This window comes from Pseudomonas sp. SORT22 (assembly GCF_018417635.1).
GTDB lineage: Bacteria > Pseudomonadota > Gammaproteobacteria > Pseudomonadales > Pseudomonadaceae > Aquipseudomonas.
Window position 1 is genome coordinate 172,088 of record NZ_CP071007.1, and the last position, 13,328, is coordinate 185,415.

The 13,328-nt window shown below is 57.7% G+C and carries 10 protein-coding genes and 1 pseudogene; all 11 read left to right on the top strand.

Translation table 11 applies throughout. From position 1 onward, the window contains the following. The first annotated feature begins 39 nt into the window (after positions 1–39). The 11 genes and pseudogenes from glmU to hcnB all read left to right on the top strand — a co-directional run bounded on the left by glmU (position 40) and on the right by hcnB (position 13,328). Positions 40–1,407 (top strand): bifunctional UDP-N-acetylglucosamine diphosphorylase/glucosamine-1-phosphate N-acetyltransferase GlmU, encoded by a 1,368-nt coding sequence (gene glmU, locus JYG36_RS00785; RefSeq protein ID WP_093377778.1) that lies wholly within the window; start codon positions 40–42, stop codon positions 1,405–1,407. A gap of 187 nt (positions 1,408–1,594) precedes the next feature. Then, a complete protein-coding gene (locus JYG36_RS00790) occupies positions 1,595–2,374 on the top strand; it encodes a DeoR/GlpR family DNA-binding transcription regulator (protein ID WP_213602837.1) in 780 nt (259 codons plus the stop codon). After that, positions 2,374–4,209, top strand: coding sequence for a glutamine--fructose-6-phosphate transaminase (isomerizing) (glmS, locus tag JYG36_RS00795; RefSeq protein WP_093377784.1), 1,836 nt, complete (start codon positions 2,374–2,376; stop codon positions 4,207–4,209). The genes JYG36_RS00790 and glmS overlap by 1 nt, the downstream gene beginning before the upstream one ends. Before the next feature lie 628 nt (positions 4,210–4,837). Continuing rightward, entirely contained in the window at positions 4,838–5,227 is a 390-nt protein-coding gene (gene speD / locus JYG36_RS00800; RefSeq protein ID WP_045199423.1) for an adenosylmethionine decarboxylase, read from the top strand. After that, positions 5,211–6,617 carry a coproporphyrinogen-III oxidase family protein gene (locus JYG36_RS00805; protein ID WP_213602839.1) on the top strand — a complete coding sequence of 469 codons (1,407 nt, stop codon included), beginning with the start codon at positions 5,211–5,213 and terminating at the stop codon, positions 6,615–6,617. The genes speD and JYG36_RS00805 overlap by 17 nt, the downstream gene beginning before the upstream one ends. Positions 6,618–6,639: 22 nt before the next feature. Then, positions 6,640–7,854: an MFS transporter gene (locus JYG36_RS00810; RefSeq protein ID WP_093377795.1), complete on the top strand. Its 1,215-nt coding sequence runs from the start codon at positions 6,640–6,642 to the stop codon at positions 7,852–7,854. Next, on the top strand, positions 7,829–9,973 hold the full coding sequence (locus JYG36_RS00815) for an Orn/Lys/Arg family decarboxylase (RefSeq protein ID WP_213602841.1): 2,145 nt from the start codon (positions 7,829–7,831) through the stop codon (positions 9,971–9,973). The genes JYG36_RS00810 and JYG36_RS00815 overlap by 26 nt, the downstream gene beginning before the upstream one ends. Positions 9,974–9,999: 26 nt before the next feature. Beyond that, positions 10,000–11,079 carry a DNA polymerase IV gene (dinB, locus tag JYG36_RS00820; RefSeq protein ID WP_249744387.1) on the top strand — a complete coding sequence of 360 codons (1,080 nt, stop codon included), beginning with the start codon at positions 10,000–10,002 and terminating at the stop codon, positions 11,077–11,079. A gap of 34 nt (positions 11,080–11,113) precedes the next feature. After that, positions 11,114–11,428 (top strand): annotated as a pseudogene (locus tag JYG36_RS00825) (transposase); the annotation flags it as partial. A 194-nt stretch (positions 11,429–11,622) separates the two neighbouring features. After that, positions 11,623–11,937: a cyanide-forming glycine dehydrogenase subunit HcnA gene (gene hcnA, locus JYG36_RS00830; protein ID WP_093377810.1), complete on the top strand. Its 315-nt coding sequence runs from the start codon at positions 11,623–11,625 to the stop codon at positions 11,935–11,937. Continuing rightward, a complete protein-coding gene (gene hcnB / locus JYG36_RS00835) occupies positions 11,934–13,328 on the top strand; it encodes a cyanide-forming glycine dehydrogenase subunit HcnB (protein WP_213602843.1) in 1,395 nt (464 codons plus the stop codon). Before hcnA ends, hcnB begins: the two co-directional genes overlap by 4 nt.

Below are 13,328 nucleotides of genomic sequence, written 5' to 3' on the forward strand. Positions count from 1 at the left end.
TGGTCACAGCGCTGACCTTCCAGGATTGGTAGCCAGTCAATGTCTCTCGATATCGTAATTCTCGCCGCCGGCCAAGGTACCCGCATGCGCTCGGCGCTGCCCAAGGTACTGCATCCGGTCGCCGGCGACTCCATGCTCGGCCATGTTATCCACAGCGCCCGCCAGTTGCAGCCGCAGGGCATTCATGTGGTGATCGGGCACGGTGCGGAGCTGGTACGTGAGCGCCTGGCCGCCGATGACCTTAATTTTGTCCTCCAGGACAAGCAACTGGGTACCGGCCACGCCGTCGCCCAGGCACTGCCGGCGTTGAGCGCCGAAACCGTACTGATCCTTTACGGTGACGTTCCGCTGATCGAAGTCGATACCCTCAAGCGCCTGCTTGCCAAGGTCACCCCACAGCAGCTCGGCCTGCTGACTGTGACCCTCGATGATCCGACCGGTTATGGCCGTATTGTCCGTGATGCGCAGGGCCAGGTGGCAGCGATCGTCGAGCACAAAGATGCCAGCGACGCACAGAAAGCCATCAAGGAAGGCAACACCGGTATTCTCGCCGTCCCGGGCGCGCGCCTGGCTGACTGGCTGGGCCGTCTGTCGAACAACAACGCCCAGGGCGAGTACTACCTCACTGACGTCATCGCCATGGCTGTAGCCGATGGCCTGGTGGTCGCGACCGAGCAGCCGCTGGACCCGATGGAAGTGCAGGGCGCCAATGACCGTCGTCAGCTTGCCGAGCTGGAGCGTCACTACCAGTTGCGCGCAGGCCGCAGTCTGATGGCCCAGGGTGTGACCCTGCGTGACCCGGCGCGCTTCGATGTGCGCGGTGAGGTGACCGTTGGTCGCGATGTGCTCATCGATATCAACGTGATCCTTGAAGGCCGCGTGGTGATCGAAGACGACGTGGTCATCGGCCCGAACTGCGTGATCAAGAACAGCACCCTGCGCAAAGGCGTGGTGGTCAAAGCCAACAGCCACCTGGAAGGCGCAATCATGGGTGAGGGCAGCGATGCCGGCCCGTTTGCCCGCCTGCGCCCTGGCAGCGTTCTCGACGCTCGCGCCCATGTGGGTAACTTTGTTGAACTGAAGAACGCCCACCTCGGTGAAGGCGCCAAGGCCGGTCACCTGACTTATCTGGGCGATGCCGAGGTCGGCGCACGCACCAACATCGGTGCCGGTACCATCACCTGCAACTACGATGGCGCCAACAAGTTCAAGACAGTACTTGGCGCAGACGTATTCATCGGTTCGAACAACTCATTGGTCGCGCCTGTGGATATCCTCGACGGCGCTACCACTGCCGCCGGTTCGACCATTACTCAGAACGTCGAGGCGGCGCAGCTGGCAGTCGGTCGAGCGCGTCAGCGCAACATCGATGGCTGGAAGCGGCCGGAGAAGCTCAAAAAGAGCTGAGTTACTCACAGCTAACAGAAAGGGCCGACTGTATTGTGCATAAGTCGGCCTTTTTCGTTCTGTGGATAAAATTTTGCTGCTAGGCAAGTTATTCACAGGAAGATTTTTTCTCCGCTGTTCTTGACGCATCAGCCACTATAGGTTTTGATTGGCATCATTATCTTTCGAATCGAAACTTAAGCGCGCCATGTCGAAACGTAACACCCCCCAACGACGTCATAACATCCTGGCTTTGCTCAATGAGCAGGGCGAGGTGAGCGTCGACGCCTTGGCCAAGCGTTTCGAAACCTCCGAAGTGACCATTCGCAAGGACCTCGCAGCCCTCGAAGCCAATGGCCTGCTGTTGCGCCGCTACGGTGGGGCAGTGACCCTGCCGCAGGAACTGTTTACCGAACAGGGCCAGCCGGTTTCGCTTTATAAACAAGCGATCGCCAAGGCTGCCGTAAGCCGTATCCGCGAACATGCCCGCATCATCATCGACAGCGGCAGCACCACCGCCGCGATGATCCCGCAGCTGGGTCATCAACCGGGCCTGGTGGTCATGACCAACTCGTTGAATGTGGCCCGCGCCCTTAGCGAGCTGGAGCATGAGCCGGTACTGTTGATGACCGGCGGTACCTGGGACCCGCATTCCGAATCGTTCCAAGGCCAGGTGGCCGAGCAGGTACTACGCTCATACGACTTCGACCAACTGTTCATTGGCGCCGACGGCATTGACCTGGCGCGCGGCACCACCACGTTCAACGAACTGCTGGGCCTGAGCCGGGTGATGGCTGAAGTCGCCCGGGAAGTGATCGTCATGGTCGAGTCCGACAAGGTCGGGCGCAAGATTCCCAACCTTGAGCTGCCCTGGAGCAGCGTCAACACCCTGATTACCGATGAGCGCCTGCCCCATGAGGCACGCGTACAGATTGAAGCCCGCGGCATCAACGTGATTTGCGCCGCTATCACCCAGGAGCATGAATAATGTGTGGAATCGTTGGTGCCGTCGCCGAACGTAACATCACAACCATTCTGATCGAAGGCCTCAAGCGCCTCGAGTACCGCGGCTATGACAGCGCAGGTCTGGCCGTCTTCACCCAGCAGGGTAACCTTGAGCGCCGTCGCCGTATCGGCAAGGTCAGCGAGCTGGAAGCCGCCGTTGCCGCCGAACCGCTGGCTGGCAACCTGGGTATCGCCCACACCCGTTGGGCGACTCACGGCGCGCCAACCGAACACAATGCCCACCCGCATTTCTCTGGTCATGAACTGGCAGTGGTGCACAACGGCATCATCGAGAACCACGAAGAACTGCGTGAACAGCTCAAGGGCCTGGGTTACGTCTTCAGCTCCGAGACCGACACCGAGGTGATCGTTCACCTGCTGGCGCACACCCTCAAAACCTTGCCGGACCTGGCCGATGCCCTCAAGGCTACAGTCAAGCAACTGCATGGCGCCTACGGCCTGGCCGTGATCAGCGCCAAGCAGCCTGACCGTTTGCTGGCCGCTCGCAGCGGCAGCCCGCTGGTAATCGGCCTGGGCCACGGTGAGAACTTCCTGGCTTCCGACCAGTTGGCCCTGCGCCAGGTTACCGACCGCTTCATGTACCTGGAAGAGGGCGACATCGCCGAAATTCGCCGCGACCAGGTCACCATCTGGGACGTCGCCGGCACTGCAGTGCAGCGCGAGACCGTGCAGTACCACGAAGGTGCCGAAGCTGCCGACAAGGGCGCCTACCGTCACTTCATGCTCAAGGAAATCCACGAGCAACCAACCGTGGTGCAACGCACCCTGGAAGGCCGCCTGGGCAAGGACCACGTCATGGTCCAGGCCTTCGGCCCGCAAGCTGCCGAGCTGTTCGCCAAGGTGCGCAATGTACAGATCGTTGCCTGCGGCACCAGCTACCACGCCGGCATGGTTGCCCGTTACTGGCTGGAAAGCCTGGCCGGTATCCCTTGCCAGGTCGAAGTCGCCAGCGAGTTCCGCTACCGCAAGGTTGTGGTGCAGCCGGACACCCTGTTCGTCTCGATCTCGCAGTCGGGTGAAACCGCCGACACCCTCGCGGCCCTACGCAACGCCAAGGAGCTGGGCTTCCTCGGCAGCCTGGCGATCTGCAACGTCGGCATCAGCTCGCTGGTGCGCGAGTCGGACCTGACCCTGCTGACCCAGGCCGGCCCGGAAATCGGCGTGGCCTCGACCAAGGCCTTCACCACCCAGTTGGTCTCGCTGATGCTGCTGACCCTGTCCCTGGGCCAGGTGCGCGGCACCCTGGCTGCAGGCGTCGAAGCGGAGCTGGTGGAAGAGCTGCGTCGCCTGCCAACTCGCCTGGGCGAAGCCCTGGCCATGGATGCGATCGTTGAGAAGACCGCCGAACTGTTCGCCGACAAGCACCACACTCTGTTCCTGGGCCGCGGCGCGCAATTCCCGGTAGCCATGGAAGGTGCGCTCAAACTCAAAGAGATCTCCTACATCCACGCCGAAGCCTACCCGGCCGGCGAGCTCAAGCATGGCCCGCTGGCGCTGGTCGACAGCGACATGCCAGTAGTCACCGTGGCGCCGAACAACGAGCTGCTGGAAAAGCTCAAGTCCAACCTGCAGGAAGTGCGTGCCCGTGGCGGCGAGCTGATCGTCTTCGCCGACGAACAGGCAGGCATGAGCAATGGCGAAGGCACCCACGTGATCGCCGTGCCGCACATCATCGACGCCCTGGCGCCGATCCTCTACACCATTCCGCTGCAGTTGCTGTCTTACTACGTCGCTGTGCTCAAGGGTACCGACGTTGACCAGCCGCGTAACCTGGCGAAATCGGTAACTGTCGAGTAACGAGTGCTGTGCCTGGTCCCTTTTCCTGACAGTGATGGGAGCAGGGGCCTGGTTTCTGATTCTCAGGCAGCGGCTGATTCCGGACGCTGCCTGTTGATCAGCAGTGCTGAAATCGACTCGCTTGTTCGTAGCCAATCGTTCGGTTTTTTGTGCTACGTGAGCGATTCGGCGTGCCAGAAAAATACTCGACCTCGCGTCAGACACACTTTTTTTCGCATCTTCTTCCCCGCCTATGCTTGTGCGAAAAGGACTACTTCACTGTGAGTGGAGCGGTAGCCAATGCCCATTTCCATGGAGCATCTTGAAGGCAGCACGTTAGCTAATTGTTTGGAAACGTCGGCGATATTTAAAGTGTAACTCGCTTAGAAAGATTTATTTACAAATTTCGACTTTTCCGCGAAATACTTCCTGCTAGTTTTGTGACGCCTGCTGTTACAGGCCAACTCAAAATCTTAAACAAGGAATGTATTATGAACTCTGCAATTGACCTGTTTCAAACTGAAGTGACTGGCGTTACCACCAAGGGTGTTTGCTTGTGGTAAGAGCGTGATAAAAGAGGGGGAAAGAAATTTCCCCCTCTTTTTAATTGTACTTACTCGACCTCTCAGGGACAGGAGCAACGACCTTCATGGACGACTTTGGCTATCATACTATTTGGGATATTACCGGTGCTGATGCACGCTTGTTGAAGGACGCGCCGGCGTTGCATAACTTTTTCCTCGGTACCTTGCAACGTTCGCGTTTCACGGTGTTGGACCATTTGACGCACAAGTTCAGTGCCGGAGGTGAAGGCGTTACCGGTCTGTACTTGTTGTCTGAGTCGCACCTGTCCTACCACACCTACCCGGAAACTCATTACATCAGCATCGACGTTTATACCTGCGGTTCCAACAATGTCTCAATCAATGAAGGCATTCAGGGCTTCTTCGGCAACGAAGTGCAGATAACGACGCGCACGTTGCTGCGCGGCAGTCATGTGCTTGTGGAAGAAGGGGTGGTGAATGAAACTTGTCAATAACGGAATGGTCAAGTTCGATTACCAGTTCCCCTTGTACAATTTCTTTTTTCCTTCGCAATCACTGGACGTGTTTCGCCCCAGTGAAACACAACTGACGACGCTGCTGAACCATGCCAACAGCCAATCAACCTCACGGGCGTTGTACTTTCATATTCCGTTCTGTGAAGCGATCTGTTCGTTCTGCCCGTTCACCCGCGGCTTGTACAAAAACGAAGAGGATATTAACCGTTACACCAAGGCGCTGATCAAGGAAATTGAGTACAAATCGCGCTTGGTCGACTTCAAGGCAGTACCGGTCAGGGCCATTTTCTTTGGCGGGGGAACGCCGTCGCTATTGTCGCCGCGGAATATCTATGACATCGGTGAGGCATTACACCACTACTTCGATATGTCGACGGTGGAAGAGTTCTCCTTCGAGTTCAATATCACCAGTGTCACCCGAGAACGCACCCTTGCACTCGCGGACATTGGCGTGACCCATGCCCGCTTCGGTTTGCAGACCATCGACCCGACCTGGCGCAAGCTGTTTAACCTGAATGAGGACATCCGCGAAATCGAACGCGCCGCCGCGTTGCTGGTGCCGACCTTCAGGCACGTGTTGTGCGACATCATGTATGGGATGAACGGCAGTAACGAAAACCAGACCCTGTGTGACATCGACAAAGCGGTCGAACTGGGCCTGAGCAATATCGACATTTACCCGATCAACAATGTCGCCACCTCGGTAAAGCTGCACAAGCAAATCAGGGAGCGTACGGCGGAAGTGTTCCCGGCCATGCGCAAGCTGAACATGAAGCTGATGATTGACGAGCATATGCGCCACAAGGGTTTTGTCCCGTATAACGGCCATGGCTACGTGCGCCAGGCGAGCGCAGCGTCGCCTCTGATCACCCGCGACTACTCGTTCATTTACCACGAGCACGTCTATGGCTATACAAACCATGACCTGCTGGGCTTCGGCGTCGGCGCCATCTCGTCGGTGGCTGAAAATGTGATTACCAACACCTCATTGCGTGAGCAATACATCGCCAAGATGACCGCAGGTGACTATGTCTGCCAGGTCAGCCAGCATGCTCCGGTGCTTGATCTGGTCAAGCCACTGGTACTGCGCCTGCCGTATCACGGCGAAATCGAAAAATCCAAAGTGGCGATGAGCCAGATGCCGCAAGGGCTACTGGACAGGGTTCAGGAACTGGTCAAGGCCGACCTGATAGTTGAAACGGATGCGACCTTCGAACTGACCAGGCTGGGTTGGTTATGGTACAGCAACATTATGTTTTACTTAATTCCTGAAAGTGAACAAAACATCTTGAAAAAGATAGTCTTCGAGAAGCTTAATGCCAACGGACGCGACATTACTCGGGACGAGTTAATCTACTCCGCAGGCTAGAACCACCCAGCAGGCAATGGATATGCAGGCACTAGCGTTAAACCACGGTACACAACGGCTGTCAGCCGCCTACTTTTTTTCAAAATGCGGTGAGTTTGCTTTCGAAACAGCCTTTGCAGTGGCCGTGGTGACCTTGACTGAGGCCGACTTTTTGCTGATTGGCCTGGTGTACTTTTTTCGTTACTTGCCCAGTGCATTGTTTTCGCCGATTGGTGGCTGGCTAGCAGACCATCGGCAGAAAAAACACACACTGATTTCGGCAGAACTTTTAAAAAGCGTAGTGGCCGCACTGCTGTTTGTGTTGTTTGAATTTGCCGAGGCCACGGTGGCGGTGGTTATTATCGCCTCGATGGTGATGACCGCACTTGATTGCCTGTACACGCCGAGCTTTCGTGCCTATTTCCCCGATATAGTGGACGACGGCCATCTGGCGTCGGTAAACAGCGGGGTGCAAGTGATCGAAGATGTGTCTTCGATTATCGGACCGTTGATATTTTCACTGATTTCGATCGTGCTCGATGCCAGTTATGCGTTTGCGTTTTTCTCGGTCAGTTTGTTGCTGTCGGCCGCCTGTAGCGCCACCCTGGTCTCGAGCGTGACAACTTCGAAGGGGCGCTTCGATGTTTGGGCAATCTACAAGGACACCACACGCAGCGTGGGTAGTTTACGCAAGCTCAATACACCCCTGTTTACCGTGATCTGTTGCACCACCGTGTGTGCAATGTTTGCCACGTCGGTTATTCGCTTCATATTGCCGGCATCGGTTATGGACCATTTTCAGTCCGAGGCTGCGGTGGGGTATATCTTTTCCCTGCTGGCTTTCGGTACGGTTATCGGTGGCATGCTGTATGTAACACTCAACAAGTCAACCACCGCCCGCTCGGTGATTATTTATTGGTTACTGTATGGCGGGCTATTTTTACTGGCTGCCGTCGCCCTGCAGTTCAATACGTACCTGTTTATAGTTCTGTTGCTGTGCGTGGGTTTTGTCGGCGCCTTTGTTGATATTGCCATCATTACCAATATCCAGACGCTGTCCAGTCCCAATGAAGTCGGCAAGAATTTTTCCCTGTACTACTTCACGGCGGTTATTGGTGATGCAGTGTCCGGGCTGATCGCCAGCCTTATGTTTCTGCTTGTGGGGCCGGCTACGTTTGTTGGCATGACGTTCATGCTGTGTATTGCACCGCTAGGTTGGAGCGCAAAAAAAGATGTTACAGACAAGGATTGTTTGTAGTGCGGCAGTCGGGATTGAAGCACTTCCCGGCGTGGCGCTTGGGACATTTGCAGGGCGCGGTCAGTTGGCGTCAGCATCGGCGTTGGTGCTGTGCGTTGAGGATGCGCTGTCGGCAGATGTGGTCGATTGCGTCGCGGCCTGGGGCACGCCACTGTTTGTGCTCCATGGCAACGGGTACGCTGCACTTCCGGCAGTGCTTGCGGATCTTCAACCAACCTTGCTCCAGGTACCGCTGAGTGCGCACGATATTGCGCGGGTAGTTGAAACTGCCAAGGCATTTGACCTGGCTTCACTGCCACCTTTTACCTCGGCAGTCGCAGAGTTTGTCTCGCGCAAACGGCCTACCTTTGCTTGCCCCGGGCATCAGGGCGGCCAGTGCCTGGACCTGCATCCGGCCGGGCTGCGCTTCAAGCAATTGCTTGGCAGCGAGGTATTCAAGGTCGATGTGCCGCACGCGGCTCCCGAGCTGGGTGACGTACTCAGCCATGAAGGTCCGGTGGCCCAGGCTGAACGGCTGGCCGCAGAAGTGTTCAACGCCGATGAAACCTACTTCGTGCTCAATGGTACTTCCACCGCAAACAAAGTCGTCACCAGCGCGTTGCTGGCTGCGGGCGATCTGGTATTGATGGATCGCAACAACCACAAGTCGGTGTACCTGGGCGCATTGGTACAAAGTGCCGCCAGGCCGGTATACCTCGATAATTTCCGCGATGGGTGTGGCGTGCTGGGTGGCTACAAAAGACATGCCCTGGATGAGCAACAACTACGCCTGAAGGCGGCCCGTATCGATCCGTCCAAGGCGCGGCAGCAGCGCCCATTTCGTCTGGCAGTTGTTCAGCACGCAACCTGCGATGGCGTTGTGGTCGACGCCGCTGCTCTGCTGCAACGGATTGGTCACCTGTGTGACTACGTACTCTTCGATTCCGCCTGGTTGGGCTACGAACCTTTTGTTGAGCTACTGGCGCAGCGCTCGCCGTTGAACATTGCCCTGACGGCGGATTGCCCGGGGATCATCGTCACGCAATCGGTCCACAAGCAGATGTCAGGCCTGTCCCAGACCTCGCAGATCCATAAAAAAGACAGTCACATACGTAACCAGCCACGCTACTGCTCACGATCGGTATTCAACAGCGCGTTCATGCTGCACGCCTCGACCAGCCCGTTCTATCCATTGTTGATGTCATTGGAAGTCAATGCCGCGATCCATGCCAATGGCAACGGCAAGCGCGCGTGGAGTGCGGCAGTGGCAATGGCCATGGGTTTCAGGCGCGAGGTTGCCCAGCGTTGCCGTGTTATTCAGCCTTACTATGGCGACAGGCGGTTGCCGGCGGGGCAGGGCGATACATCGCTGGAGGTGTATGCCCAAGTGTTTCAACCGGTTCGCCATGAGACGCTGGGGGCCAGCCCGATCGAGTCTGACTTGCACTACCTGGACCCTTGCAAGGTCATCTTTACAACGCGCAAGTTGCACACTGACGAGCAGGGCGGGTTGCCCGCTATTCCAGCGAGTATCGTCACCGCCTACCTGCGCGAGATGAATTTCACTCCGGAGAAATCTGACTTCTACAACGTTACCCTGTTGGTTTCGCCCTCTACCGAGGCTGCGCAGCTCTCTCGCCTGGCGCACACTCTGGCGCAACTTGAGCAGATGATCGAGGGTGAAGTCCCGGTGGCTGAGGCGTTACCTTCACTGGCAAGCGGCCAAGCTCGCTATAACGATTTATCGCTGCGCGAATTGTGCTGCGCCATCAACACCCTGTTCTCGCAGTATCAGATTGAGCAACTGCAATCAGACATTTTCAGTTCGGTGACGTCGGCGCAGGCCGAGTTGACGCCCTATGCGGCGCAGCAGGCTTTCATCCGTGGTAACTACCAATTGGTCGCACTCGAACAAGCTTTAGGCTGTATTGCCGCAGAAGGCGTAATCCCTTACCCGCCGGGGGTTATGTGCATCGCGCCTGGGGAACGCTGGAACAGCTCGTTGATTCGCTACCTGAGCGCCATTGAAGCACTGAGTAACCAATACCCGGAATTTGCTCCGCATATTCAAGGCGTATACCAATGCCTTAACAATGACGCCAGCGTGAGCCTGCAGGTTCACGTTCTGGCCACTGGCTGATGTTGAAAGGTGCAAGGGCGCCATTGGTGGAATCAACCAAAGGTACGAACGAGCGCAAATTCATCCATGTCGACATGGACTCGTTCTTTGTCTCAGTAGAACTTCTGGATGCTCCGCACCTGGTTGGGCGCCCTGTGGCCGTGGGCGGGACAGCGGCTGAGCGAGGGGTGATCAGCACTGCGAACTACCTGGCCAGGGAATATGGAGTAAGAAGTGGTATCGCCACTGCAACGGCACAACGGCTCTGCCCGGATCTGGTCCTGCTGCCGACCCGGTTTGAAGTGTATGAAGCCGTGACTCGAAGGCTCGATGCAATATTCCGACGCTATACCGACAAGGTTGAGTTCCTGTCACTGGATGAGGCGTCGCTCGAGGTCACCGGTCAGTCTGCATTCAACGGCTCGGCAACTCATATGGCCATGCACATCCGTGCTGCGATCGAGCAGGAGCTGGGGCTGACGGCTTCTGCCGGAGTCGCGCCGTTGAAGTACTTGGCAAAAATCGCCTCCGAGGTGCAAAAGCCCAATGGCCTGTTTGTCATCGTGCCCAAGGATGTCCGCGGCTTTCTCGATGAACTTGATGTACGCAAGATTCCTGGCGTTGGTCCCAAAACTTACGCCGTGCTTGAGAACCTGGGCTGTCGGCAATGCAAACACGTCACCGAAGAGAAAATCCCGTTGCTCATGCGCTACCTCGGCGTGCATGGGTTTTATGTGTGGGAGCGATGTCAGGGAATAGAAGAGCAGGAAGAGCGAGTAACCCACATCAAGTCGATTGGTATTGAACGAACACTCCCCTTCGATTGCCACGATTTTTCCAGCTGCCTGCAAGAGCTGGACAGATTGCTGGAAGGTCTGAGGGAACGCATTTCCGAAATGGGCGATGACTACCTGATCATCAAAAACCTGGTAAAGCTCAAGTTCTCGGACTTCTCGATTTCGTCGACCGAGGCGGCTTCCAACACCCTCAGTCAGGAGACAGTGACCACCCTGTGCCGGTTGCTCTGGGACACCAGGCGCGAGGGCCGCTCGGTGCGTTTGATCGGGTTGTCGGTAAAGGTCAAAAGAAAGATCCAGGACGATATTCAATTAGAGCTTCCCTGGTAACCAACAAGTAAACCCGAGTGGCAGGAGGCCCCGAATGGTTAGGCGCTACGAACTCCCCAATGCGGCGTGGATATTGATCATGGATCTGGTTTCAACCACACAAAAGACCGGCCGGCCTCGTAATGACGACCGGCAGATGATCAACGGCATCTTCTGGATTCTTTGCTCTGGCGCAGCCTGGCGTGACTTGCCGGAACGCTTTGGCGCTTGGTCGACGGTGTATCAACGTTTTCGCGACTGGCGTGACGATGGCACCCTGGATCGTGTACTGGACCGGCTGCATGTTCGCCTCACCGAAGAGGGCCTGATCGACATGGACACCTGGACCCTCGATCCTGTCACTGTCAGGGAGCAACTGGTCAAATGTTGTGCCTGATGTACAGCTGTGCCACGAGTGGATGACAGCGTCCATGACGATGGCCTGAGCGCAGTACTGCCAGTTTGTCCGGCAATCGGACCCTTTAGCTGGCCTGGATCAATAGTCCTGACGCGCGCTTGGCTTAGTGTGCGCAGTCCATGTTTCTTTTTCACGGACGAAAAGCTATGCAGACTCTGGAGCGAAAGCTAGATATCCAGCCCCTGTCGCGGGCGGACATGACCATCGAACTCAACGGCCAGGCGGTGGCGGTCGCTGCCGGTGAAACCGTGCTCAGCGTGCTTAACGCCGTGGGCCTGCGCCAGGTGGCGCTTAACGATCACCAACAATTGACCGGCGCTTTCTGCGGCATGGGCGTGTGCCATTGCTGCCTGGTGTCGATCAACGGCCGGCCCAAGCGCCGCGCCTGCCAAACCGAGGTACAGCCGGGCATGCGGGTCGAAACCGGGACTAACCGTTTTGCCGGGCAGGAGGCACCATGAGCTTGCGTCCAGTTATTGTCGGTGGTGGTTCGGCAGGTATGGCAGCGGCGATCGAGCTGGCCAGGCACGGTGTCTCGAGCCTGTTGTTTGATGAAGCCTCACGCCCGGGTGGCGTGGTGTTTCGCGGACCGCTGCGCAGCGGCGTCGACCTGGGCTACCTGGGTGCCCGCTACAGTAAGGCGCTGAAAAAACTGCACAAGGACTTCGCCGCCTGCGCCGATCGCATCGACCTGCGCCTGAACAGCCGTGTGGTCGGTGGGGACGAGCAGCGCCTGATGGTACTCGATGGCGAAGAAACCCTGCACGAAATCGATTTTTCCCATCTGTTGCTGTCGGCCGGTTGCCACGAGCGCAACGTCCCGTTTGCCGGCTGGACCTTGCCGGGTGTGATGTTGCTCGGCGGGCTTCAGTTGCAGATCAAAAGCGGTGTGGTCAAACCCCTGGGCAGTACCGTGATCGCTGGCACCGGGCCGTTGTTGCCGTTGGTGGCCTGCCAGTTGCACGCGGCCGGGGCGAAGGTTGCCGGCGTCTATGAAGCCTGCCCGTTCAGCAAGATTGCCCGTGAAAGTCTGGCGCTGATGAACAAGCCGCAGCTGTTCCTCGATGGCCTGAGCATGCTTGGCTACATGAAGCTCAACGGCATCCCCATGTACTACGGCTGGGGGATTGTCGAAGCCAAGGGTGAGGGTGAGCTGGCTGAAGTGACCGTGGCGCCCTACGGTGACGATTGGCAGCCGGACCTTTCCCGCGCCCAGCGCGAGCCGGCGCAAACCCTGGCGGTGGGCTACGGTTTTATCCCGCGCACCCAGCTCAGCCAGCAACTGGGCCTGGACCATGGCTTCAACGAAGACGGCTACCTGCGTCCAGAAAGCAACGTCTGGCAGCAAAGCAGCCAGCCGCACATCCACCTGGCCGGTGACATGGGCGGCATCCGTGGTGGTGAGGCGGCAATGCTCACCGGGCGCATCGCGGCTGTTTCGATCCTGCTGCAGCAGGAGGTACTCAACGCAGAAGAGGCGATCGAACTGCGCGAGAAATACCTCGGCCAGCTGGCAGCGATCAAACGCTTTCGCGCCGGGGTAGAGCGCTACACCCACCGCGGCACCAAGCAGATCGAGCTGCCGCAGGCGGACACGGTGATCTGTCGTTGCGAGCATGTCACCCGCAGCGACATCGATCGCGCCCTGGAGCAGGGCGTCGAGGACATGGCCGGGTTGAAGATGCGCACCCGGGTGAGCATGGGCGACTGCCAGGGGCGCATGTGCGTCGGCTATTGCAGCGATCGCCTGCGCGAAGCGACCGGACGCGCCGATGTCGGCTGGCTGCGGCCGCGTTTCCCGATCGACCCGATTCCATTCTCTGCATTCCAGCAACTCGGCACGGAAGCCTGA